Below are 22,583 nucleotides of genomic sequence, written 5' to 3'. Positions count from 1 at the left end.
GTCACGGCATGCATCCCAACCGCCCCACGTGCAGCATTGACTGGAGCCCTCTCGACCGACCCGCCGTCTTGGCCGAGGGGGCTCGGCCATGCCCGTCGCCGTACGTCTACCTCAGCTGGTCGACGTAGCGATCGGTCCCCGGCACCGTCGGGATGAACGGCGCCACCAGCTCCACCCGCCCCAGCCCCGCTTCGGCCACCTCCAGGTCCAGCCCCTGGAAGCGGTCCCAGCAGGCCCGGGGGTCCTCCTCCAGGAACCACAGCAGCGTGAGGCGGGTGTCGACCCCCTCGACCTGCTTGACGTACGTCATCCGGTCGCCGGGCAGCGGTGTCGGCCGGAAGACCGTCACCATCGCGGCGGGCGAACCCTGCAGCCGCGCCGGCAGGGCGCGCGAGCGCAGCCATTCGAGCAGCTCGGCCCGCTGCTCGGGCCCGTCGGCATCGATGACCTGCACGACGAGTCCCGCGTACGGATGGTCGAGCGCGTGGAAGTCCCGCGGTCCGGCGGCTCCGTCGCGGTAGACCGTGGCCGCGTGGTCCTGGAAGGCCGTGAAGACGTGGGTGCGGTCGCGGTAGACCCGGCCGTCGCGGTTGAGGCGCTTGTTGATGCCGACGGTCCACTTCATGTGTTCGTCGTAGCGGCCCTCGGTCACCCAGTACGTGGATATGTAGCACCCGGCGGTGACCGGCTGGGCGACGGCCGACTTCTCGGGGTAGCGCAGCTCCTGGAGCTCGCGGGTGGCCACCCAGCGGCGGCCGGCGTACATCCAGGGCATGGCCATGGCGCCGGCGTAGTAGTGGTCGTCCTCGTACCAGCGGTTGTACGCGTACTCGTGGCCCGGGTGCGGCTCGACCATGGTGATCAGCGCATGGCCGGGGCGGACACCGTACGGGCCGACGGCCGCGAGTCCCGCGTAGTCACCGACGCGGGTGTCCTCCCGCTCCTGCTGATGTCGCGCGTGCGCCTGGCCCTGGCCCTGGTCCTGGTCCTGGTCCTGGTCCTGCGGCGGTTCCTGCCCGTGTCCCTGCCCCTGTTGCCGCTCTGATGTCGTCATGGGAACGGTGTAGCTGATGCCACGTCACATCGGGAGGGGCCGGGAACTTGATTCACCATCCGATACATACATGCCGTCTGCACCTTTCTGCGGCTACGGTGCGCGCACCCGCCCCCGGAGGAGCCCCCCGTGTCCGCTGTCGCCCTCGCCCCGCCGCCCGCGTTCGCCGCCCGCTCCACCTCCGTGCAGGGCTCGCCCCTGCGCGAGATCCTCGCCCTCACGGCGCGCCCCGGGATCATCTCCTTCGCCGGCGGCCTGCCCGCACCGGAGCTCTTCGACACCGAGGGCCTGCGGGCCGCGTACGACGCCGCCTTCGCGGTGTCCGCGCAGCGGGCGCTCCAGTACTCGACCACCGAAGGCGCACCCGAACTGCGCGAGGCCGTCGCGGCCCGGGCGACGACGCGCGGCCTGCCGACCGGCGCGGACGACGTACTGATCACCTCGGGCTCCCAGCAGGCCCTCACCCTCATCACCACCGCCCTGGTCGAACCCGGTGACGTGGTCCTGGTCGAGAACCCCACCTACCTGGCGGCCCTGCAGTGCTTCGGGCTGGCGGGGGCACGGGTCATGGCCGTGCCCTGCGACGAGGAGGGCATCCTCCCGGACGCGCTGGCCGAGATCGTGGCGCGCGAACGCCCCAAGCTCCTGTACACCGTCCCCACCTTCCAGAACCCGACCGGGCGCACCCTGCCGGGAACCCGCCGGGCGGCGGTGGCGGACATCGCGGCACGCCTGGGACTGTGGCTGGTCGAGGACGACCCGTACCGAGACCTCCGCTACGAGGGCGACCACGTCCCCTGGCTCGCCGCCCACCCGGGAGCGGAGGACCGTACGGTCCTGCTCGGCCTCGCTCCGACAGGCCGCTGCACCCAGCCCGCCCATCCCTGGCCGCCCCGTGCATGGATCGGTCCCCGGTAACCGTCTTTTTGGGGGCTTCCCGACAGTCCTGTCTTTCCGGGGCGGGACGGCCGGTCAAGGGTGGCCGAAGGCCATCGCGAAGCGACGCGACGAAGGAGCGCCCTTGAGGGGCCGGCCCGACACGGCAAGACGATAGGACTGACGGGAAACCCCCAAACCCTCCCTGATGAGCCTCAGGGGTAGCAGGCCCCCGAAGCCGCCGCCCCATCCTCCGACTCCGCCCCGCCGCCACATGCCGCCCGGAGCCACCGCCCCACGCTCAAGATCCCGCCCCACCACTACGCGCCCCCACACCCCCCACCCCCCACCCCCGCCCCGCCCCCTTCCCAACCCCCACCCCACCCCGTAACCTGACGGACCGTCAGGAAAGTGTGCGTCGTGCGGAGGGTCGTCATGCTGTTGCGAGGGAAGACCGTCGTCGTCTCCGGGGTCGGGGCCGGGCTCGGGCATCAGGTGGCCGCCACCGTCGTGCGGGACGGCGGGAACGCCGTGCTCGGGGCGCGGACCGAGGCCAATCTGGCCAAGTCCGCCGCCGAGATCGACCCCGACGGCACCCACACCGCGTACCTGCCCACCGACATCACCGACGAGGCGCAGTGCCTGGCCCTCGCCCAGCTCGCGCAGGAGCGGTTCGGCGGTGTGGACGCCGTTGTGCACGTCGCCGCCTGGGACTCCTACTTCGGCGGAATCGAGGACGCCGACTTCGGCACCTGGCAGCAGGTCCTCGACGTGAACCTGCTGGGCACCCTCCGGATGACCCGGGCCTGCCTGCCCGCGCTCAAGGAGCGCGGCGGGTCCGTCGTCATCATCGGGACGCAGTCGGCGGTCGCCGCCCCCAACGAGGTGCAGCAGGCCGCCTACGCCGCCTCCAAGGGGGCCCTGACCTCCGCCATGTACTCCATGGCCCGGGAGATGGGCCCGCACCGGATCCGGGTCAACACCGTGCTCCCGGGCTGGATGTGGGGCCCGCCGGTGCAGGCCTTCGTCACCTTCAGCGCCCACTCCGAGGGCGTCCCCGAAGCCGAGGTCCACGCCCGTCTCACCGGCCGCATGGCGCTGCCCGATCTGGCCACGGACGGGGACGTGGCCGACGCCGCGGCCTTCCTGGCCTCCGACCGTGCGCGGGCGATAACCGGCCAGTCGCTGCTGGTCAACGCCGGTGAAGTGATGCGGTGACCCACCCCGCGCCCGTACCAGCGGATCGTATGCTCGCCGTATGACCACTCCGAGTGACGCTCCGACCGAAAACGCGATGCGCCGCGCGCTCCGGCGGGCCCGCGACGGCGTCGCGCTCGACGCGACCGAGGCGGCCGTACTCCTCCAGGCGCGCGGCGAGGACCTCCGGGACCTCAGTGCCTCCGCCGCCCGGGTCCGCGACGCGGGCCTGGCCGCGGCCGGCCGCCCGGGCGTGATCACGTACTCGAAGAGCGTGTTCATCCCCCTCACGCGCCTGTGCCGCGACAAGTGCCATTACTGCACCTTCGCCACGGTCCCCGGCAAGCTGCGCCGCGCCGGCCACGGGATGTACATGTCCCCGGACGAGGTGCTCGACATCGCCCGCCGCGGCGCGGCCCTGGGCTGCAAGGAAGCGCTCATCACCCTCGGGGACAAGCCCGAGGACCGCTGGCCCGAGGCGCGCGAGTGGCTGGAGGCGCACGGCTACGACGACACGATCTCCTACGTACGGGCCATCTCCATCCGGATCCTGGAGGAGACGGGCCTGCTCCCCCACCTCAACCCCGGGGTGATGTCCTGGTCCGACTTCCAGCGGCTCAAGCCGGTGGCCCCGTCCATGGGCATGATGCTGGAGACCACGGCGACCCGTCTGTGGTCCGAGCCGGGCGGCCCGCACCACGGTTCCCCCGACAAGGAACCGGCCGTGCGGCTGCGCGTCCTGGAGGACGCCGGACGCTCCTCGGTCCCCTTCACCTCCGGTCTGCTCATCGGCATCGGCGAGACGTACGAGGAGCGCGCCGAGTCCCTGTTCGCGCTGCGCCGGATCTCCCGCGCCTACCACGGCATCCAGGAGCTGATCATCCAGAACTTCCGCGCCAAGCCGGACACGGCGATGCGCGGCATGCCGGACGCCGAACTGGACGACCTGGTCGCGACGATCGCCGTCGCCCGGCACATCATGGGTCCGTCGGGCTGCCTCCAGGCGCCGCCGAACCTGGTCGACGGGGAGTACGCCCGCCTGATCGGCGCCGGGATCGACGACTGGGGCGGCGTCTCGCCGCTGACCCCCGACCACGTCAACCCCGAGCGCCCCTGGCCCCAGATCGACCTGCTGGCCGAGCAGTCCGCGGCGGCCGGTTTCGAGCTGCGCGAACGGCTGTGCGTGTACCCGGAGTTCGTGCAGCGGGGAGAGCCCTGGCTGGATCCCCGGCTGCTGCCGCACGTACGGGCGCTGGCCGACCCCGGGACGGGGCTCGCGGACGCGGACGCGAAGGTCGAGGGGCATCCGTGGCAGGAGCCGGAGGAGGCCTTCACCTCGTCCGGCCGCACCGATCTGCACGCCAGCATCGACACCGAGGGCCGTACGGGTGACCGCCGCGAGGACTTCGACCACGTCTACGGCGACTGGGAGGCCCTGCGCGAGGCGGCCGCACCCGGCATGGTGCCCGAGCGGATCGACACGGACGTGCGCGCGGCCCTGGCGCAGGCCGCCGACGATCCGACGAAGCTGACCGACGAGCAGGCCCTGGCGCTGCTGCACGCGGACGGGCCGGCGCTGGACGCGCTGTGCCGGATCGCGGACGACCTGCGCAAGTCGGTGGTGGGCGACGAGGTGACGTACATCGTCACGCGGAACATCAACTTCACCAACGTCTGTTACACCGGCTGCCGTTTCTGCGCGTTCGCGCAGCGCCGTACGGACGCCGACGCGTACACGCTCTCCCTGGACCAGGTCGCGGACCGGGCCGCGCAGGCGTGGGACGTCGGCGCCGTCGAGGTGTGCATGCAGGGTGGCATCCATCCGGACCTGCCGGGGACGGCGTACTTCGACATCGCGCGGGCGGTGAAGCAGCGGGTTCCGGGCATGCACGTGCACGCCTTCTCCCCGATGGAGGTCGTCAACGGGGCGACCCGCACCGGGATGTCCGTACGGGACTGGCTGACGGCGGCCAAGGAGGCGGGCCTGGACTCCATCCCGGGCACGGCGGCGGAGATCCTGGACGACGAGGTGCGCTGGGTCCTGACCAAGGGCAAGCTGCCGACGGCGGACTGGATCGACGTGGTCACCACCGCGCACGAGCTCGGGATCCGCTCCTCGTCCACGATGATGTACGGGCACGTGGACCAGCCCCGGCACTGGCTCGGCCACTTCCGCACGCTCGCCGGGATCCAGGAGCGGACGGGCGGGTTCACGGAGTTCGTGACGCTTCCGTTCATCCACACCAACGCGCCCGTGTACCTGGCGGGCATCTCCCGGCCCGGTCCGACGGTCCGCGACAACCGGGCGGTGACGGCGATGGCCCGGATCCTGCTGCACCCGCACATCCCCAACATCCAGACGAGCTGGGTGAAGCTGGGTGCGGAGGGTGCGGCCGAAATGCTCCGGTCGGGGGCGAACGACCTCGGCGGGACCCTGATGGAGGAGACCATCTCGCGGATGGCGGGGTCGAGTTACGGCTCGTACAAGTCGGTCCAGGACCTGATCGCCGTCGCGGAGGCGGCCGGGCGGCCCGCGAAGGCCCGTACGACGCTGTACGGGGAGGTTCCGCAGGAGCGGCAGGACGCGGCGCGCGCCTCGGACGGGCACCTGCCGGAGCTGCTGCCGGTACTGGACTGACCGCGTACGCGGATCCGGGCGGGGGGTCGGCCTGGCGGCCGGCCCGGTCCGGTCCGGTCCGGGTCCGCGGGCCGGTGAACAAGACGTGGGCCCGGCCACGGGCCCGGACGCGGATCAGCCGACCAGGAGGTCCTTCTTGAGCTGCTTCAGTTCGCGGGAGTCGATGCCGAGCCCGTCCTTGAGGTAGCGGTCGAAGGAGCCGTACTCGGCCTTGACCTCGTCGTATCCCGCGTTGAGGTACTCGGGGCGCACGTCGAGCAGCGGCTTGTAGACGGCGGCCTGCTGGGGCGGCAGGTGGGAGAGGATCGCGTCGTTGGCGGCCTTGCGGTAGTCGTTGCTGGCCAGGTAGTCGGCCTCGACGGTCTCGCGGGGGACGCCGAGGGCGGTGAGCAGGGCGGCGTTGGCCCAGCCGGTGCGGTCCTTGCCGGCGGTGCAGTGGAAGAGGACGGAGCGGCTGCGGTCGCGCTCGATGCCCTCGAAGACCTGCGTGTACGCCTTCTTGCCGCCCTCGCCGCTGACCATGGCCTTCTCGGCGTCGATCATGGCCTTGGCGGCCTCGTCGGGGGTCTTGGGCAGGGTCTGGAAGGAGCCGGAGCCGGCGAAGACGTCGGCGACGACGTACGTGGCGCCCGCGGGGACCTTGTCGGCGTCCTTGGTGCGCTCGTCCTCCATGCGGAGGTCGAAGACGGTCTTGACGCGCAGGCGCTGGAGCTTGGCCAGGTCGTTCGCGGTCAGCTTGTGGAGGGCGTCGGAGCGGTAGACCTCGCCCATCTTGACCCACTGGCCGCCGGCGGTGCGGTAGCCGCCCGCGTCACGGAAGTTGGCCGTGCCCTCCAGCGTGATCAGGCGGTCGGCCAGGCGCAGGGCCTCGCCGCGCTCCGGCTTGAAGTCGAACCACTGGCGGTCGGCGGCGGGGAGGCCGCGGACCACGGCGGTGCCCTGGGCGCCGCCCTTGGCGACGACCTTGCCGTTCGCCTTGATCTCGACGCGCTTGGTGTCCTGGGCCTGCCACTTCAGGGTGAAGGAGCCGTCGGGGCCCGCGGTGACGGTGGCCTCGGTGAAGGGGATGGCGGAGCGGTCCTGGCCGTGGCCGGACCAGGGGAGGTGGTCCCAGCCGGTGGCGGTGGCGGAGGGGACCACGACCAGGGAGACGGTGAGAGCGGAGGCGACGACGGTCGCGGCGAGCAGTGCCTTCTTCATGCCCCTGAGGCTGTTGGCCGCCGGAGAACTGCGCATGAACGAGATGTGGCTGAAACCAGCCGCCCCGAAGTCAACTGGCAAAACGTGCCACAGGACAGGGTGAGGCCGGAAGTATTCGCATTCCGGCCGTTCTCCGCTCACTTACGCGCCGCTTGGCGCACTCCCTCCGATTCCGACCGAACCTGTCCACTACAGTGCGCGCCAAGCACTGCCCCGAGCTGGGCAGACGCGAGCGGGACAGCAGCAGGCACGGTCGGGGGGACGATGGTGACAAAGGCGGAGGCACAGACGGGCGCGGGGAGAACCGCGACCGGCACGACGGCGGACGCGGAGGGGAACGCGGGCGAGCCGCTCGGCACAGCCGCAGGCGCAGCCGCAGCCGCCGGCATGGCCCCGGCCGCCGGCACCTCCGCGGCCGGAACAGGAACCGGCCAGCGCGGCGCCCCGGGCCACGCGGCCACCGGCACCGGCCCGGCCACCGCCGCCCCCGCCGCGACCACGGCCACGACCGGCGCCACCGTGTCCACCGGCCTGTGGGGCCGCGTCGAACAGCAGGACTTCCGCAGCCGCGTCCGAGGCACCCTCCTCGGCTCCGCCATCGGCGACGCCCTCGGCGCACCCGTCGCCGGGCTCTCCCTCGACGGCATCCGCGAGACCCACGGCCTCGGCGGCCTGACCGAGCCGGCCCCCGCCTACGGGCGCCGCGGCACCGTCACCGCCTCCACCCAGCTCGCCCTGTTCACCGTGGACGGGCTGATACGGGCCCACGTACGGCGGGACACCGGCGCCTGGCACCCGCCCACCGACGTCCACCGCGCCTACCTGCGCTGGGCCGCCACCCAGCACGACTGGGGCCCCGACGAGCGCCGCAAGGACAACGGCTGGCTCGCGCAGGAGGAGTGGCTCTACGCCCGCCGCGGCCCGGACCGCGCCTGCATGACCGGCTTCGCCGACGAGATCCTCGGCACCCTGGAACAGCCCAAGAACCCCACGGCCCGGGACGCCGCGGCCGCCGTCCGCTCGGCCCCCTTCGGGCTGCTGGTCGGCTGGGAGCCCGCCCTCGTCCTCCAGCTGGCCGTCGAATGCGCCGCGCAGAGCCACGGCCACCCCACCGCGTACCTCTCGGCCGGGGCCTTCGCCGTCATCGTCCACGGCCTGACCCGCGGCGACTCCCTGGACCCGGCCGTCCAGCGCGCCCTCGGCCTGCTCGGCTCCCGGCCGGGCCACCAGCCCGTCACGGACGCCCTCCAGCGGGCGCTCCAGGCCGTCACCCAGGGCGCGCCCAGCCCCAAGGCCGTCGAGTCCCTCTCCCCCGGCGACGGCCGCGACGCCGAGGACGCCCTCGCCGTCGCCGTCTACTGCGCCCTGGTCGCCGAGGACATCCCGCACGGCCTGCGCCTCGCCGTCAACCACGGCGGGGACTCCACCGCCACCGGCGCCCTGTGCGGAGCCCTGCTCGGCGCCCTGCACGGCGAGACCGCCCTCCCCGCGGCCTGGCTCGCCGACCTGGAAGGCCGCGCCACGATGCTGGAACTCGCCGACGACTTCGCCCTGGAGATGACCCAGGGCCCGTCCCTCCACGGCCCGGCGGTATCGGCCCCCGGATGGCTGGCGCGCTACCCGCGCGGCTAGGGCGTCTCGGCGGCGGGGGCCTGACGCGGTACGCGTGCCGTGATCAGATCCCCGACGCCGGCTACTTCATTGAGTGACTCGGCCAGCGAGAGCAGCACCCTGCGTACGCTGTTGATCTCCTCTCGCAGTTCAGCCGTACGCGCCCAGCGCCGTTCGTGGGAGACGGGGTCGATGTGGTCCCCACGGGTCGCCTCGTGCGCGGTGAGGAGCGGATGCCACTTGCTGAGCAGCGGCCTGATCGAAAGGTTGAGCACGTTGACAGCGAGGACCCCGAAGCTCACGTGCCCGGGGGCGACGCGCGGCGCGACCGCGGGCCCGTACCGGCGCAGGATCTCCCTCGTGGTGCCGAAGACGGTGTAGAGCGAGGAGAGCGCCTCCCGCAACAAGCCCTCGTCCTCGCCCAGTTCCACCACGGAGATCCGGGTGGCCAACTCAACGTACAGCTCCCAGGCGGCCTCGCGCTCGGAGTCCACAGGCTCCCAGACACCGCTGATCTCCCCGACGAACGGGATGGCGAACTTGACCGTGATCTCCTGCGGGCCAAATCCTCCACCGCCACGCCTGCCCCTGCGCCGTAACCCCATCCCCCGACCTCTCCCTTGCAGTGAACCCTTCGTGTAACCCTACGAGTTGAGAGAGATCACACAAGGGGCGGGCGAGCTCGGGGGCAGCCATGGACCGCGAACGCGATGCGTTCATCTCATACAGTCACAAACGGGATGTCACTCTGGCCGAGGGGCTTCAACGCGGCCTGCACCGGCTCGCCCGGCCTTGGACACGCCGTCAGGTCATCAATGTTTTCCGGGACACCACCAGTCTCTCGGCCAACAGCGACCTGGGCGGATCCATCAAGGAGGAGCTGGCACGCTCCCGTTACTTCATCTACCTGGCCTCGCCCGAGGCCGCGGAATCACGCTGGGTGCGCGAGGAGATCGAGTTCTGGGTCGCGAACCGCCCCATGGACCACTTCCTCATCGCGGTCAGCGGCGGCACGGTCGCCTGGGACCCACGGAGGGGTGACTTCGACTGGGAGGGCACCACCGCTCTGCCTCCGGTCCTCCGCGGCAAGTTCAGGACCGAACCCCTCTGGGTCGATCTCACCGCCTTCCGCGAGTCCGACAGACTCTCCTTACGCCAGGCGGAGTTCCGCGACGCCGTCGCCACCCTCGCCGCGCCCCTCCACGGCCGCAGCAAGGACGCGCTGGACAGCGAGGACCTCCGCCAGCACCGCATCGCCACCCGCATGCTCCGAGGCGCCGTCGCCGCCCTTTCCGTGCTCCTGGTGACCGCCCTCCTCGCCGGCGTTGTCGCCTGGCAGCAACGGGGCGAGGCCCTCGACCGCGCACGGCGCTCCGCCTCCCAGGCCCTCGCGGCCCGCGCCCTGGAAGTCGCCGGTACGGACCCGCGCAGGGCGGCCCAGCTCGCCCTGTACGCGGAGGCGGTGCAGCCGACCGGAGAGTCAGCGCAGGCCATGGCCCGGGCGGTGGCGGCCAACGAGGGGGTGGCACGGCACTTCGAGGCGGGAAGCGATCAAGTATCCGGGTCTCGCGGTGCGGGTACGATCCCTGCCGCCGAAGTGGCGATCAGCCCCGACGGCAGCATGCTCGCCTACTACCTGGACTTCGGCGAGGTACATCTCTACGACACACGATCCGGCAAGTCCCTGCCGTCGCTGCCCACCAACGGGCCGCAGAACGGAGGTGCGCTCCAGTTCAGCGCCGACGGAAAACTGCTCGTGATGGAGACCACCTCCAACGAGATCGAGCTGTGGGACGTGCCCGGCGCCAAGCTGATGCGGACCATCGTCGCCAGCGACGGAAGCAAACTGTCCCAAGCACACAAGGGGCTGCAGGGTCACGCGCTGTCCGACGACGGGAAATGGCTCGCCGCGACCTACTACACCCGAGCCATGGACGTCGAACACCTCGGCGTCTGGGACACCGGCACCGGCAAGGCCGTCACCGAAGGCCCCGCTTCGTCGGCTGGGCTCAGCCTCGCCTTCGACGGCTCGAACCGGCTCGTCACCTTCGCCGGTCACACGGGCACCGTACGGGACTACACCCCGGCATCGAACACGTGGAGCCCCTCGCGCCAGGTGCCCGGACTGCCGTCGGGGGACGAGGCCAGGAGCGTCACGCTCTCCCCCCACGGCGACTGGGCGTACGTCCTCGCTCCGAAGAAGGGCGGCAAGGACGAACTGTGGAATCTGACCGACGGCAGGCGCATCGCAGAACTGGTGGACGGACAGCCCCTGGCCACCAACTCGACCGGCACGCGCGCGCTCGCCCTCCCCACCGACAGCGGCCGGCTGATCTCGATGTCGGACGGCCAGTCGGTGACCGTCTACGACCCCGCCCTGCGACGGCGGCGCAGTCTGGGCTCGTTCACGTGGCCCGTCCTCAGCGTCGCCAGCTCCGCCGACGGCAAGTGGGTGGCCGCGGCGGCCGAGAACGGAGCCGTCTCCCTCTTCGCCACGGCCACCCGGCAGGGGGGCGAGAACCTGCCGAACGAGAACCGGGTCAAACCCGACGAGCTCACTTCTACCGGCCGGTTGGCGCTGCGGAGGAGCGAGAACAGCACCGAACTGTGGACGGTCACCGATGCCGACGCCGGATTCCAGCACCGGGGACGCATCCCCAGGAAGATCTCCACGGACGAATCCGTGGTGGCCGTCAACGCCGACGGCAGCCGTGCCGCCCTGGTGGAGGGGGCGGAACTGACGCTCTGGGATCCGCGTACGGGAACCCAGGTGGGCCCCTCCCGGACCTTCCCCGAGCGGTACACCGGCGACCGGAGCCGCCGTCCGCTCCTCTTCATGCCGGACGGGATACACGTCGTCGTGGCCGGGGCCGACCGACTCCTGCTGCTCGACAGCCGGTCGTGGGAGACCCGCCAGGACCTTGGCGAGTACAGCACGATCGGGGACAGCGCGGACACCAGCGGGGACGGACGGACGCTGGCCGCCATGGACACCCTTGGCGACCTGACCACGTGGCGGTGGCGGGACGATGCGCGCCTCGAGAAGGTACGCAAAGGCTCACTCAGCAGCATTGCGCGAGCCGTCGTCGTCAGCCATGACGGGCAGAAGGTGGCGGCCATTGACCGAGATCACCTGATCACCAGCCTCGATGTCAGCACGGGGCGAGTCACCAAGAGTTCGGTCGGCATGCAGTACGCAGACCAGTCCGTGGTCTTCAGCAAGGACGCCAGACTCCTCGTGCAACGCGTCAGAAACGGCGCCGAGTGGACCCTGCAGTTCTGGGACACGGCCTCCGGCGACGCCGTCGGCAGCTGGACCGTCCCCGACTCGGGCACCGACGGTGAGAGCACGGTGCGGCTGCTCTCGGGCCCCGGAGGCGGAGTCCTCTCCCTCAAGGAGGACGGGACCTTCGTACGTCACACCATCGACCTCTCCTCGTGGCACGAAGCCCTGTGCGCACTCGTGCCGGAGCCGCTCCCCAAGGACGAGTACGACCGCTATCTCAAGGATGTGGAGGTCGACGCGCCCTGCCGTCCGTAGGCGGAAGCCCGTACCTTGTCTTTCCCACGTCTCGGAGGTGTCAGGACCCATGCGGATCGCCACGACCATCTTCCTCACCGACCGCACCGTCTCGCCCGTCCGCCTCGCGCGCAGCCTGGAGGAGCGGGGCTTCTCCGGGCTCTACCTGCCGGAACACACCCACATCCCGGTCGCCCGCGACACCGCCGCCCCCATGGGCGGCGACCTCCCCGAGATGTACGGGCGCACCCTCGACCCCTTCGTCGCCCTCGGCCAGGCCGCCGCCGTGACCGAGCGGCTGGCCCTCGGCACCGGGATCACCCTGGTGGCCCAGCACGACCCGATCGGCCTCGCGAAGCAGGCGGCCACCCTGGACCACCTCTCCGGCGGCCGCCTCACCCTGGGCATCGGCTACGGCTGGAACGTCGAGGAGGCCGCCGACCACGGCGTCGAGTGGCGCACCCGCCGCGAACTGGTCCGCGACCGCATGGCGTTGATGCGCGCCCTGTGGGCTCCCGAACCCACCGCGTACGTCGGCCAGTACTCCTCCGTCCAGGCGAGCACCGCCTACCCGAAGCCGGCCCAGGCCGCACGCGAACTCGGCCCCGGCGCGCCCCTGTACGGCCCCCGCACCCTGATCGGCGGCGCGGCCGGCCCGAAGCTCTTCGCAGCCGTCGCCGACCACGCCGACGGCTGGCTACCCATCGGGGGCGGCGGGCTCAGCGAGTCCCTGCCGGTGCTGCGCCAGGTCTGGGAGACCGCCGGGCGCGACCCGAAGTCCCTCCATGTGGTCCCGTACGCCGTCCGGCCCACCCCCGGCAAGCTCGGCCACTACGCCGACCTCGGCATCGAGGAGGTGGTCCTCCAACTCCCCTCGGCGGCCGAACCGGAGGTCCTGCGCACCCTCGACGAGTTCGCCCAGTACCTCTGACCGGGGGCGCGCCGGAGCCTGCGTAGGGTGGGCGCCGGAAACGCGCAGGTGGTCGGAGGGGATCGGACATGGAAGCGGACCGAATACCGGGACGTACGGGGGACTCGCTGCGCTGGGCCGTGGCCGTACCCGGGACGGCGGCGGCGGGCGGCTTCCTCGCCCAGTACCCCTACGGCATCGCGTTCATCGGGGTGCTCCTCGTCCTCGCCGCGGGCGGTGTGGGGGCGGCCGTGGCGGGCACGTTCTGGAACCGGGCGGGAGCCGCGGCCGTCGTCGGCTTCGGCACCCTGGCACTCAGCGCCTTCGTCGGATCCAGCGTGTACGAGGTGTACACGAAGCTGCTCGGCGAGCGGGTCGCCGCGGTCGTCGTCGAGGCCGGGGAGCGGACCGACTCCGACGGGGACAGCATGTCCTACTGCGTCGTGGCCGACGCCTCGGGCCGGGTCCGGAAGCTGGGCCAGCAGCAGAACTGCTTCGGCGACTTCGAGGAGGGCCGGCCCGTCGTCCTCTTCGAGGACCCGCTCGGCATCCTGGACCCGCGCATCGAGGCCACGGGCGACCGCACCGTCGATCCCCTCGGCCCGGCCATCAGCGGAGGCCTGATCCTCGTGATCGGCGCCACCATGTTCACGGCGGGCCAGCGCCGCCGCTCGGACCGGGACCTCCTCGAGGAACACCGCCGCAAGCACGGGCCGCCGTGGCGGAGCCGATGACAGGTCGGCCACTCAGGCCCCCTTCATGTACATCTGGTACATTAGCGGCATGAGCGAGCCCGTGATCGAGTCCATGGCAGAGGTACGCAGCCACCTTGCGGATGCCATAGACCGCGCACGCCGCGAGGGGGTGCCCACGATCATCACGCGGCGCGGCAAGCAGGAGGCCGTCGTGATCGACATCGAGGAGTACCAGCGGCTCCGCCGCTTCGCCGACGAGGCCGAAGAGGCCTGGCTGAACAACCTGGCCGACGAAGCCGAGAGCGAGGGCCTGACGGGATCCGTTTCCCTTGAGGAGATGGCCGTCCTGCTCCGCGAGCAGCAGGCCTGACGGATGGGTTACGTCACCCGGTTCACCCCGCACGCACAACGCGACTTGCTCAAGGTCCCCCGCCCTGATGCCGTGCGGATCCTGCACCGGCTCATCGAACTGCAGAAGGCCCTCACAGCGGGGGACGCGGCGGCATTCGACATCAAAGCCCTCCAAGGGCACGCGTCACGCTGGCGCCTTCGCATCGGCGACTATCGCATGGTCTATGCCACTGAGGACGGACGGCTCATCGTCTGGGTGCTGGCTGCAGGCCACCGACGCGAGGTGTACCGCGACCACTGAGGCTGCCGGTACGGAGGACGGTGACCGGAAGCCCCCGGGGAGCGGTCAGATCCAGCAGGGGGACCAGTAACAGATGTTGCGGGTCGCGGTTGTTCCCGTGGCGGGACGGTTCACACCGAAGCGGGTGCTGTGCTCCCCGTCGGTCGCGCACCCCCACTTCACCGTGACCGTCATCGTGGACGTCGGTACCCGGTTGAACTGGAACTTGTAGGACCTGGTCATGCCCCCCGAGCCCAGAGAGGCCCAGCCGCTCTCCCCGTTGCTCGCGGACACCCAGGCCCACTTGACCGTGTTGGACGTCGAGTAGTTGCAGCCGATCCTGCCGTTCAGCAGGACGCTTCCGCTGTTCGGCCAGGCCTGGGCGGGCACTGCCGTCAGCGGCACGAGCGCGGTGGCGGCCAGGACGCCGGCGGACAGAAATGTGCTCATCCGAAGTCTGCGGTTCACGCGTGTTCCTCCCCTTGGTCTTCCCGGCTCCCACCGGGGGCGCCGACGTTGCCACGCGGACAGGGGGAGCAGAAAGGCACGCGCGAGGGCGCTCGAATCGCCCAGGGTGCGCGAACACGCCCCCACACGCCCCCGCCCCGCGGCTCAGCATCCGTACGGTCGGTTCAAGAGCCCGCAGCCCAGAACTGCGCCAGCGCGGCCTCCTTGTACGGCTGCGGGCTCACGCTCAGGTCTCCCGCGAAGGGGCGGTCCAGGGCCACGACCAGCAGCAGGCTGAAGCCGATCAGCCCGGCGACCGCCGATACGAACAGCAGCTGCATCTTCAGGCTCCGCAGTCCGAACAGGAACGTGAGCGGCAGGATCACCAGCGCGCCGCCGTACACCAGCACTTGCAGCAGGATCGGCAGTGAGGTCTCGGCCATCGAGACGCGGGCCCGGCGCTGCGCGGCGACGTCGTTGAGGTGGGTGACCGCCTCGGCGTAGAAGGTCTCGGCGCGGATGCCGCTCGGCTCGAACGACTGGAGGGCCTCGTACAGGGCGCGCGTCTGCGGTGCGGTCGCCTCGTAACTCGGCCGTCCCTCGCGCATCAGCGGCCACTGCACCTCGACGACGGCGTGCGCGTACGCGCCCACCGCCTGCTGCACCCGCGCGCGGTCGGCCGGCGGGAAGGTGTCGGCGCTGCGCACGACGAGGGCCAGGTCGGTGGCCTCGGTGGCGACGATGTTCTGCGTGTTCTCCAGCTGCGTCCAGAGCGTGACGACGACGAACGCGAGGATGATGCCGTAGATCGCGCCGAACATGCCGAGCGCGACCCCGACCATCTCGTTGTGCTCGCCCTTCGCCAGGTGCGGGAAGCGGCGGCGGGCGGCCAGGCTGCCGGCCACGCCGAGGCCGGTGAGGCCACCGACGAGGAGGACGGCGATGACGAAAGTACTGAGGTGATTGAGCAACCAGAGGATCATGTGCTGCTCAACGAGCGCCCTCCCCCGAAAGCCCCGCCCTGGCCGTGGTGGACGAGGCGATCGCGCCGCCCCGACCCGGCACGCGGTCTCTGGCCCCCTGCGGCGCCGTTGCACGGGGCTCCGCCCCGGACCCCGCGCCTCAAACGCCGGCGGGGCTGGGTTTGGCTTCGGGTGTGGGTCGGGGCCGCTCCGGAGCGTCTCCTCGGCTCGCGCACTTAGCCCCGGCTGCGATAGCCGGGCCTGGGTTGCGCGCTCGTCCTGCGGGGACTCTCCTGCGCGACCCCGCCCCACGCCCCGACTTCGGATGTGGAACCTGGCCAGGCTGGGCAGTTTCGCGGGACTCGTGGTGGAGGGGAGTGGGGACGCGCAGGGTTGTCCCCGCAGGACGAGCGCGCAACCTGGGCCGATGGCGTCGGGTCGGGCTCAGTGCGCGAGCCGAGGAGACAACCCGGAGCGGCCCCGCGGACCGACCCCACCGACCAGGCCCCGACCGAGCCGCCCGCAGGGCACCCGGCGAAGCCAGAGCCGAATCCAGCCCCGCCGGCGATTGAGGCGCGGGGTCTGGGGCGGAGCCCCAGGGGTCCGGGCGCAGCCCGGGCCCGGCCGCAGCCGAGCCGGACACCGCCGAGCCGCCCGCAGGGCACACGGCCCTCGGGAGGAGAAGGTCACTTGACCTTCGGGGCGTCGGGGAGACCGCTGGACAGGGCGGTGCCCGCGCCCCCCAGGGACGACTCGGTGGCCTTGGTGGCGGAGCCGGCCGCCGCGGCGGTCACGCCCACCGCCGTCTTCGTGTCCTGGACCGCCTGGCCAGGGTGGTCGACGATGTCGGTGACGCGCTGGGTGATCGGCGGCCCCTGGATGGCGGGCTCGTCGGCGTGCGCGGCGACGGGGGTGAGTGCGAGGGCGGCGCCGCCGGTGAGGACCAGGGCGGAGAGGGTGCGCTTCATGGCATTCATGCCCCGCCCAACGACCTGTCCGCGCCCCGGGTCACTGCGGCGTCAGCGGGAACGCCCGCGGCCCCGGATCGGGGGGATCGATCCGGGGCCGCGGGCGTGACACAGCGGGTGGGGCAGGGGGCGGGACGGGTCAGTCCTCGACCACCAGCGCCGGGGTGGACTTCGTCAGGACCTCGCCGCGGAAGAAGGCCGGGCTGCGGCGTTCGGTGACGAGCATGATGACCAGGCCGAGGGCCAGCAGGCCGACGCCGATGGCGAAGACGCTGCCGACGCCGAGCACGGTGGAGCCGGATCCGTAGGACGGGTCCCACATGTCGAAGAGGGTCTTGAAGAAGACCGTGGCCAGCAGCAGCCCGCCCAGGACGGGGAAGACGCCCTTGAAGAAGAGGTCACGGGCGGAGCGGCGCAGCTCGCCGCGGAAGTACCAGGCGCAGGCGAAGGCCGTCAGCGAGTAGTAGAAGCAGATCATCAGGCCGAGCGCGAAGATCGTGTCGGTCAGGACGTTCTCGCTGACGAGGGTCATCACCGTGTAGAAGACGCCGGTGGCGACGCCCGCCATGACCGTGGCGCGGCCGGGGGTCTTGAACTTGGGGTGGACCTTGGCGTACGAGGGCGGCAGGGCCTCGTACGTCGACATGGCGAGGACCGTGCGGGCCACCGGGATGAAGGTGGTCTGCAGGGACGCGGCGGCGGAGGCCAGGACGGCGACGAAGAGCAGGATGCCGAGCGCGGGGCCCATGACCGGGCCGGCGAGGGCCGCGAAGACGTTGTCGGAGGTCTCCTCGTTGGCGAGGCCGAGGCCTTCGCCGCCGGAACCGACGGCCATCTGGGCGGCGACGCCGGTGGCCAGGTAGGAGCCGACCAGGACGACCATCGCGATGAGGGATGCGCGGCCGGGGGTCTTGGTGGAGCCGGTGGTCTCCTCGTTGGTGGCCAGGCACGCGTCCCAGCCCCAGTACATGAAGATCGAGAGCGAGAGTCCGGCGGTGAAGGCCGCCATGGACTCGACCGCGAAGGGGTTCATCCAGGACCAGGAGAAGTCCAGGCCGGTGTCGAAGGTGCCGGCGGAAGCCTTCTGGAAGGCCATCACGACGAAGAGGGCGAGGACCGCGAGCTGGAGGCCGACGAGGGCGTACTGGACGCCCTTGGTGGCGGTCATGCCGCGGTAGCTGATGGCGGTCGCGACGGCGATGAGGGTCAGGCAGGTGGCGATGTGGACGAGCTTGTTGTCGTCCAGGGCGGCGATCGACGGGTTGTTCGTGATCTCGCCGGCCAGCAGCCAGAAGTAGGAGGTGGCGACGCCGGCCAGGTTGGAGAGCACGATGATCGTGGCGATCACCAGGCCCCAGCCGCACATCCAGCCGATCCGCGGGCCGAAGGCCTTGACGGTCCAGGTGAAGGAGGTGCCGCAGTCCGGCATGGCCTTGTTGAGCTCGCGGTAGGCGAAGGCGACCAGGAGCATCGGGAGGAAGCCGGCCAGGAAGATCGCCGGCATCTGCATGCCGACCTCACCGGCCGTGGAGCCGAGGGTCGAGGTCAGGCAGTAGACGGGGGCGACGGTGGATATGCCGATGACGGCGCTTCCCACCAGGCCGACGGACCCCTTGCCGAGGCCCTTGCCGCGAACGTCGCCCTCGGCGACGCCGCTTACCGTGTCTCCGACCTGAGGCCGGACGTCCAGCTGTGTCATGGGTCAGGACGTTAGACGCTGCGCATTCCACATATGGAGGACGTAAGTCCGGAACGGAAGCCCCTCGAACGCCTTTGAATATCGAGGCCGGGACAGTTCACGAGCACGTAATACAAGGTTCACGCTGCAATGCATCCATGGTTCAGCAGGCTCCTGGCGCGGCCTTTCGCCATACGGAAACCGCAGCCATGTCCGTTTTGGGCGTTCTCAAAGTTTCCCTCGTGACTTTGGGGTGTCCACCGGTAACCATTGCTATGCGAGCTGGCCAGCGTTGGCCAAATCGCCATGAACCGGACCGGACGCTGGGCGTCTGGCCCCGAGTGTCTCCCGAACGGTCTTGGAGACGGGGAACAGCACAAGCTGATCGCTTCGGCTCCCGCAGGTCTTGCCACCCTGGTGGGGTGTGCCTGTGGTCCTTGGCGGGCTTGTGGTCCCGCGTGCCCTGGGGCGGGGGACGGTCTGGCCGGTAGCTCTCCGCACGACGATCCTCTGGCCGTGTGCGGTCACACCTGGCCGACGCCGTACCCCGTAGCCGAGGGCGCGCCTGCCGATCGCCACCGACGCCGCGTGGTGACCGGTGACGACGGTGGTCTTGGACTGTTGCTGGAGCGGGGCCTTCCAGTGCCGGCCGCCCCAGCGTGAGGTGTAGGCGGGGTCGACCGCGATCACAATGAGCCCTCGGTGGTGGGCCATGCCGCGCAGTCGTTCCCGAAAGCGCGCGGTGGGAAGTCCGGCGACGGTACGGCGGAACGTCTTGCCTCGTTTGCCGCGGCCCATGGTTTCCCGGCCGGTGGCGCGGGCGTCTGCGAAGCCGAGATTCTCGATGGCCAGGCCGGTACAGCCCTTCGCCTTGGCGAGGTCGATCAGTTCGGTGATCGCGGCCCGCAGCCGCCCGTCGCGCTGGGATGCTGGGCCGGTCAGGTTGGTGGGCACTGTGAACGGTTCACCGACCGGGTTGCCGTGGACGTCCACGACGCAGGCGGCCAGGTGGCCGGCATTGAGGTCCACGGCCAGCAGCCGGGCGCCGGCGGCGGCCAGCTCGACCGGGGAGGGCGGCACTGTCTTCGGGGTGGACCATGAGGCGTCGAGGTGCCAGCGGCCGCGCACGGCGTCGTGTGTGATGTCGTAGCGGACGGCCTGTCTGGCGGTGACCCGGTCCAGCCACTCCTCCCGGCGGTGGCTGAACGTCACCTTCGCGGCGAGCCGGTAGCGGCCGCGTGGGGCGTTGGCCAGGTGCCTGAGTGGCTCCGGCAGGACAATCGTCACGTTGCCGTCGGCCGGGTCGACGCTGATCGTGTAATTGCCGTGCGGTGCGCCGGACTCGCCGTCGGCGGTCAGGAACATGCGGGCCGCGTCCCACCGCTCCCGCCACTCGGTTTCGGTGAGCTGGGCGTCGGCGAGGTTGTGCCGCACCTTCGCCAGTCGGCGGCCGCCGACGACGATCGCCGGATGCCCGGCCTCGATCCGTGCTTCCACCCCGGCCAAACGGGCCGTGAGTACCTGCAACCGGTACTGCTTCTGTGCATGCTCGGCCTGGTCCGGGTATCCACGGACACCACCCACGCGCCTACCGCACGGCACCGCCAAACGCTTACCGATCTTCGCGATGGCCCGGCGCAACGAGGCCCGCTCATCGAACAGGGATCGCAGGCTGAGCTGGAACTGGTCCTCGCTGGCCCGGGTGATCGCACCCGCCCACCGAGACGACGACACCTTCGTCAGCGCCCGCTTACGCTCCGCCCGCCGATTGTCCTTCACCGGCACCCTGCCGATACGCACACGCTCCGCTAGATCCACACGAGCGTGATGACCCAGGTGCACACCGAGGAGCGCCAGGACCTGCTCATCTGTCGAACTCAGGTGCAGCCGGTCACGGATACGCGCACCGGCAGGAGCCGCGACCGTGAACGGAGCAGCCAGCGTGCGCAGTTCACGCCTCCCCGTCCTCTGTGCACCGCGTTCCACCAACTGCCTCCTCCCCACTCGCCACAACGGACATACCGACCCACTCAGGCAACCAGTCCCGCAAGACCACAAGCCCAGCAACGCCGTCCGTTCACCCAAACGAGGTATCCGACGGCCAACAGCGACCCGCAACCAAATCAACAGCTGTCAACCCGCCGCCGGGCCAGGTTTGCCGCGGACATGACCATCGTTCTAGAGTCACCGCCGTTCAAGGTCATTTACGGGGGAGATACCGCGCACATGCGTACCAAGACACTGCTGGCCTCGGTCACGGCCGTCACCGCCCTGCTCACCCTCACCGCCTGCGGAGGCAGCGAGAACCCGGCCCTCGGCGGCATCGGCGCCGGCGGGGACACCAGCGCCGGCACGGGAGGCGGGGCCGCCGGAACCGGCGACGGCGGCCCGCACGAGGGCACCCTGGAGAACCCCACCAAGAACGGCGGGGTCAACGGGAACGCCCCCAAGGACGGCACCGCGTTCCAGAAGCTCCCCAAGGCCGGGACCATGGCCGCGGCCGCCCGCTTCGTCGGCGGCTTCACCAAGTGCGCCGAGATCAGCACGACGGAGAACGACTACCAGTACTGGGACGAGGACGCCAAGTACGACGAGAAGACGTACTCCGTCATCGAGCGCGGCAGCTGCGACGGGGGCGACACCCGCATCTTCATGCTCAAGGACCCCAAGGCTTTCCAGGCCGCCTTCAAGGCCGAGGTCGACAAGAGGTACAAGGAGACCAACGGCGGCGGCAACCCCAGCAGCGGGATCGTCGTCGGCCAGGACTTCACCGTCGGGTCCACCCGCTCCACCGCGATGGCCGCCCTGCTGAAACCGCAGGCCGGGCTGCTGATGCTGAACTGCCACCCCGAGTTCACCGCGCCGAGCGGCTTCCGGAAGGAACCGGCCCTGGTGAAGGGCTGCGTCCTCACCGACTACTACAAGGACTGAGCGACGGGCCCCGGGGCGCGGCGGCACCCGCCGCGCCCCGGCCAGCCGGAAACGGCCGGTCGGAAACGGCCCGCCGCGCCGGGCCCGCCGGAAACCGGGTCCCGGAAACGGGGCCCCGTCCGCAAGACTGGCCCCATGCCCACGGCCGATGAGCTCCTCAGCGCGGAAACCGTCACCACCCTGGCCCGACTGCTCGCCCGGGCGAGCGGCCGCCGGTCCTCGCCGGCCCTGCTCGCCCGCGCCGACGCGCTCGGCGGACTGACGTACAGCGGCCGCGTCACCGCCGTCCGCGACGCCGTGCTCGCCGATCTCCCCGCGGACTGGACCGCCTTCGAGGCCGTCGTCCGCACCGCCCTCGCCGACCCCGGCTTCGCCGGGTGGATGACCTTCCCCGTCAACGAGGCCGTCGCCGTCCGCGGGCTGGACGTGTTCGAGCCCGGGCTGGCGCTGCTGCACGACCTCACCCCCCGGCTGACCGCCGAATCCGCCGTACGGCCCTTCCTGCGCGCCGACCCGGCCCGCGCCCTGGCCGTCGTACGGGAGTGGACGGCCGACGCGGACCCGCACGTGCGGCGCCTCGCCAGCGAGGGCACCCGGCCCCGGCTGCCGTGGGCCCCGCAGCTGCCCGCCTTCGTCGCCGACCCGCGCCCGGCCCTGCCGGTGCTGGACGCCCTCTACCGCGACGAGTCCGAGTACGTCCGCCGCTCCGTCTCCAACCACCTCAACGACATCAGCCGCGACCACCCCGCCCTCGCGGCCGAGGCCGCGGCCCGCTGGCTGGCCGCGCCCACCGGCACCACGGACCGGGTCGTCCGGCACGGCCTGCGCACCCTGGTCAAGGCCGGCCGGCCCGAGGCGCTGACCCTGCTCGGCCACTCCCCGGACGTGCCGGTGAGTGTGCGCGGCCCGGTCGTGGGCACTCCGCGGGTCGCGGTCGGGGAGTACCTGGTCTTCGACTGGGCGGTCACCAACACCGGCCCGCTCCCGGCGGAGCTGGTCGTCGACTACGTCGTGCACCACACGAAGGCCAACGGCACCCGCACCCCCAAGGTGTTCAAACTCGTCACCCGCGCCGTGGCACCCGGCGAAACCCTCAGCGGCACCAGGCGGCACTCCTTCAAGCCGATCACCACCCGCCGCTACCACTCGGGCGAGCACCTCGTGCAGCTCCAGGTCAACGGGCGGATGCGCGGCGAGGCCGTTTTCTCGCTGGACGCGCCGTGATCACGGGTGGCAGGCTCCTCCTATGACCTATGGAATCGAGT

Annotated in this window: 19 protein-coding genes and 1 pseudogene; 12 read left to right on the top strand and 8 right to left on the bottom strand. The window is 71.3% G+C overall.

The features are described 5' to 3' along the window. Nucleotides 1-106 precede the first annotated feature (106 nt). Nucleotides 107-856, bottom strand: coding sequence for a hypothetical protein (locus OG447_RS10030; protein WP_266936133.1), 750 nt, complete (start codon nucleotides 854-856; stop codon nucleotides 107-109). A gap of 12 nt (nucleotides 857-868) precedes the next feature. Between OG447_RS10030 and OG447_RS10025 the strand changes: the two genes are divergently transcribed. From OG447_RS10025 to OG447_RS10010, 4 genes and pseudogenes are all read left to right on the top strand, one after another. Beyond that, on the top strand, nucleotides 869-1,045 hold the full coding sequence (locus OG447_RS10025; protein WP_266936132.1) for a hypothetical protein: 177 nt from the start codon (nucleotides 869-871) through the stop codon (nucleotides 1,043-1,045). Between the two features lie 138 nt (nucleotides 1,046-1,183). Further along, a pseudogene (locus OG447_RS10020) lies at nucleotides 1,184-1,897 on the top strand (PLP-dependent aminotransferase family protein); the annotation flags it as partial. Between the two features lie 468 nt (nucleotides 1,898-2,365). Then, nucleotides 2,366-3,148, top strand: coding sequence for an SDR family oxidoreductase (locus OG447_RS10015; RefSeq protein ID WP_266936131.1), 783 nt, complete (start codon nucleotides 2,366-2,368; stop codon nucleotides 3,146-3,148). A 40-nt stretch (nucleotides 3,149-3,188) separates the two neighbouring features. Then, nucleotides 3,189-5,765, top strand: coding sequence for a bifunctional FO biosynthesis protein CofGH (locus tag OG447_RS10010; RefSeq protein ID WP_266936130.1), 2,577 nt, complete (start codon nucleotides 3,189-3,191; stop codon nucleotides 5,763-5,765). A 114-nt stretch (nucleotides 5,766-5,879) separates the two neighbouring features. Here the strand turns inward: OG447_RS10010 and OG447_RS10005 are convergent, their stop codons facing one another. Then, a complete protein-coding gene (locus OG447_RS10005; protein ID WP_266936129.1) occupies nucleotides 5,880-6,965 on the bottom strand; it encodes a tyrosine-protein phosphatase in 1,086 nt (361 codons plus the stop codon). A gap of 519 nt (nucleotides 6,966-7,484) precedes the next feature. On the opposite strand from OG447_RS10005, the gene OG447_RS10000 reads away from it, so the two are divergent. Continuing rightward, on the top strand, nucleotides 7,485-8,597 hold the full coding sequence (locus OG447_RS10000; RefSeq protein WP_266938816.1) for an ADP-ribosylglycohydrolase family protein: 1,113 nt from the start codon (nucleotides 7,485-7,487) through the stop codon (nucleotides 8,595-8,597). Here the strand turns inward: OG447_RS10000 and OG447_RS09995 are convergent. Then, on the bottom strand, nucleotides 8,594-9,181 hold the full coding sequence (locus OG447_RS09995; protein WP_266936128.1) for a hypothetical protein: 588 nt from the start codon (nucleotides 9,179-9,181) through the stop codon (nucleotides 8,594-8,596). The two genes, OG447_RS10000 and OG447_RS09995, sit on opposite strands and share 4 nt — an antisense overlap. A gap of 89 nt (nucleotides 9,182-9,270) precedes the next feature. Between OG447_RS09995 and OG447_RS09990 the strand changes: the two genes are divergently transcribed. The 5 genes from OG447_RS09990 to OG447_RS09970 all read left to right on the top strand — a co-directional run bounded on the left by OG447_RS09990 (nucleotide 9,271) and on the right by OG447_RS09970 (nucleotide 14,353). Then, nucleotides 9,271-12,117 carry a TIR domain-containing protein gene (locus OG447_RS09990; RefSeq protein ID WP_266936127.1) on the top strand — a complete coding sequence of 949 codons (2,847 nt, stop codon included), beginning with the start codon at nucleotides 9,271-9,273 and terminating at the stop codon, nucleotides 12,115-12,117. 49 nt (nucleotides 12,118-12,166) lie between these two features. Continuing rightward, nucleotides 12,167-13,027: a TIGR03619 family F420-dependent LLM class oxidoreductase gene (locus OG447_RS09985; protein WP_266936126.1), complete on the top strand. Its 861-nt coding sequence runs from the start codon at nucleotides 12,167-12,169 to the stop codon at nucleotides 13,025-13,027. A gap of 68 nt (nucleotides 13,028-13,095) precedes the next feature. Continuing rightward, nucleotides 13,096-13,740 carry a hypothetical protein gene (locus OG447_RS09980; RefSeq protein WP_266936125.1) on the top strand — a complete coding sequence of 215 codons (645 nt, stop codon included), beginning with the start codon at nucleotides 13,096-13,098 and terminating at the stop codon, nucleotides 13,738-13,740. Between the two features lie 49 nt (nucleotides 13,741-13,789). Then, nucleotides 13,790-14,071: a type II toxin-antitoxin system Phd/YefM family antitoxin gene (locus OG447_RS09975; protein WP_266936124.1), complete on the top strand. Its 282-nt coding sequence runs from the start codon at nucleotides 13,790-13,792 to the stop codon at nucleotides 14,069-14,071. 3 nt (nucleotides 14,072-14,074) lie between these two features. Further along, nucleotides 14,075-14,353: a type II toxin-antitoxin system RelE/ParE family toxin gene (locus OG447_RS09970; protein ID WP_266936123.1), complete on the top strand. Its 279-nt coding sequence runs from the start codon at nucleotides 14,075-14,077 to the stop codon at nucleotides 14,351-14,353. 45 nt (nucleotides 14,354-14,398) lie between these two features. Here the strand turns inward: OG447_RS09970 and OG447_RS09965 are convergent, their stop codons facing one another. The 5 genes from OG447_RS09965 to OG447_RS09945 form a co-directional block, all read right to left on the bottom strand. Continuing rightward, nucleotides 14,399-14,800 (bottom strand): hypothetical protein, encoded by a 402-nt coding sequence (locus OG447_RS09965; protein WP_266936122.1) that lies wholly within the window; start codon nucleotides 14,798-14,800, stop codon nucleotides 14,399-14,401. A 164-nt stretch (nucleotides 14,801-14,964) separates the two neighbouring features. Next, nucleotides 14,965-15,762 (bottom strand): DUF4239 domain-containing protein, encoded by a 798-nt coding sequence (locus OG447_RS09960; protein ID WP_266936121.1) that lies wholly within the window; start codon nucleotides 15,760-15,762, stop codon nucleotides 14,965-14,967. Between the two features lie 665 nt (nucleotides 15,763-16,427). Then, the gene (locus OG447_RS09955) at nucleotides 16,428-16,718 is read right to left on the bottom strand and encodes a hypothetical protein (protein ID WP_266936120.1); all 291 of its coding nucleotides are present in this window, start codon (nucleotides 16,716-16,718) and stop codon (nucleotides 16,428-16,430) included. A 130-nt stretch (nucleotides 16,719-16,848) separates the two neighbouring features. Beyond that, nucleotides 16,849-18,408: an APC family permease gene (locus OG447_RS09950; protein ID WP_266936119.1), complete on the bottom strand. Its 1,560-nt coding sequence runs from the start codon at nucleotides 18,406-18,408 to the stop codon at nucleotides 16,849-16,851. A gap of 252 nt (nucleotides 18,409-18,660) precedes the next feature. Beyond that, nucleotides 18,661-20,373: a hypothetical protein gene (locus OG447_RS09945; protein WP_266936118.1), complete on the bottom strand. Its 1,713-nt coding sequence runs from the start codon at nucleotides 20,371-20,373 to the stop codon at nucleotides 18,661-18,663. 240 nt (nucleotides 20,374-20,613) lie between these two features. On the opposite strand from OG447_RS09945, the gene OG447_RS09940 reads away from it, so the two are divergent. Continuing rightward, nucleotides 20,614-21,318 (top strand): hypothetical protein, encoded by a 705-nt coding sequence (locus tag OG447_RS09940; protein WP_266936117.1) that lies wholly within the window; start codon nucleotides 20,614-20,616, stop codon nucleotides 21,316-21,318. Between the two features lie 135 nt (nucleotides 21,319-21,453). Next, nucleotides 21,454-22,542, top strand: a complete 1,089-nt coding sequence (locus tag OG447_RS09935; RefSeq protein ID WP_266936116.1) for a DNA alkylation repair protein — start codon at nucleotides 21,454-21,456, stop codon at nucleotides 22,540-22,542. Nucleotides 22,543-22,583: the final 41 nt, after the last annotated feature.

Origin of the sequence: Streptomyces sp. NBC_01408 (assembly GCF_026340255.1) — a bacterium.
In the GTDB taxonomy this organism is placed as follows: domain Bacteria; phylum Actinomycetota; class Actinomycetes; order Streptomycetales; family Streptomycetaceae; genus Streptomyces.
Note: the sequence above shows the minus strand (reverse complement) of the source record. Positions and strands in the feature narration are given on the sequence as shown.

Coding starts and splice junctions, on each gene's coding strand:
- OG447_RS10030 (WP_266936133.1), bottom strand. CDS start 856: ATGGTCGAGCCGCACCCGGGCCACGAGTACGCGTACAACCGCTGGTAC.
- OG447_RS10025 (WP_266936132.1), top strand. CDS start 869: ATGGCCGGGGCGGACACCGTACGGGCCGACGGCCGCGAGTCCCGCGTA.
- OG447_RS10015 (WP_266936131.1), top strand. CDS start 2,366: ATGCTGTTGCGAGGGAAGACCGTCGTCGTCTCCGGGGTCGGGGCCGGG.
- OG447_RS10010 (WP_266936130.1), top strand. CDS start 3,189: ATGACCACTCCGAGTGACGCTCCGACCGAAAACGCGATGCGCCGCGCG.
- OG447_RS10005 (WP_266936129.1), bottom strand. CDS start 6,965: ATGAAGAAGGCACTGCTCGCCGCGACCGTCGTCGCCTCCGCTCTCACC.
- OG447_RS09995 (WP_266936128.1), bottom strand. CDS start 9,181: ATGGGGTTACGGCGCAGGGGCAGGCGTGGCGGTGGAGGATTTGGCCCG.
- OG447_RS09990 (WP_266936127.1), top strand. CDS start 9,271: ATGGACCGCGAACGCGATGCGTTCATCTCATACAGTCACAAACGGGAT.
- OG447_RS09985 (WP_266936126.1), top strand. CDS start 12,167: ATGCGGATCGCCACGACCATCTTCCTCACCGACCGCACCGTCTCGCCC.
- OG447_RS09980 (WP_266936125.1), top strand. CDS start 13,096: ATGGAAGCGGACCGAATACCGGGACGTACGGGGGACTCGCTGCGCTGG.
- OG447_RS09975 (WP_266936124.1), top strand. CDS start 13,790: ATGAGCGAGCCCGTGATCGAGTCCATGGCAGAGGTACGCAGCCACCTT.
- OG447_RS09970 (WP_266936123.1), top strand. CDS start 14,075: ATGGGTTACGTCACCCGGTTCACCCCGCACGCACAACGCGACTTGCTC.
- OG447_RS09960 (WP_266936121.1), bottom strand. CDS start 15,762: ATGATCCTCTGGTTGCTCAATCACCTCAGTACTTTCGTCATCGCCGTC.
- OG447_RS09955 (WP_266936120.1), bottom strand. CDS start 16,718: ATGAATGCCATGAAGCGCACCCTCTCCGCCCTGGTCCTCACCGGCGGC.
- OG447_RS09950 (WP_266936119.1), bottom strand. CDS start 18,408: ATGACACAGCTGGACGTCCGGCCTCAGGTCGGAGACACGGTAAGCGGC.
- OG447_RS09940 (WP_266936117.1), top strand. CDS start 20,614: ATGCGTACCAAGACACTGCTGGCCTCGGTCACGGCCGTCACCGCCCTG.
- OG447_RS09935 (WP_266936116.1), top strand. CDS start 21,454: ATGCCCACGGCCGATGAGCTCCTCAGCGCGGAAACCGTCACCACCCTG.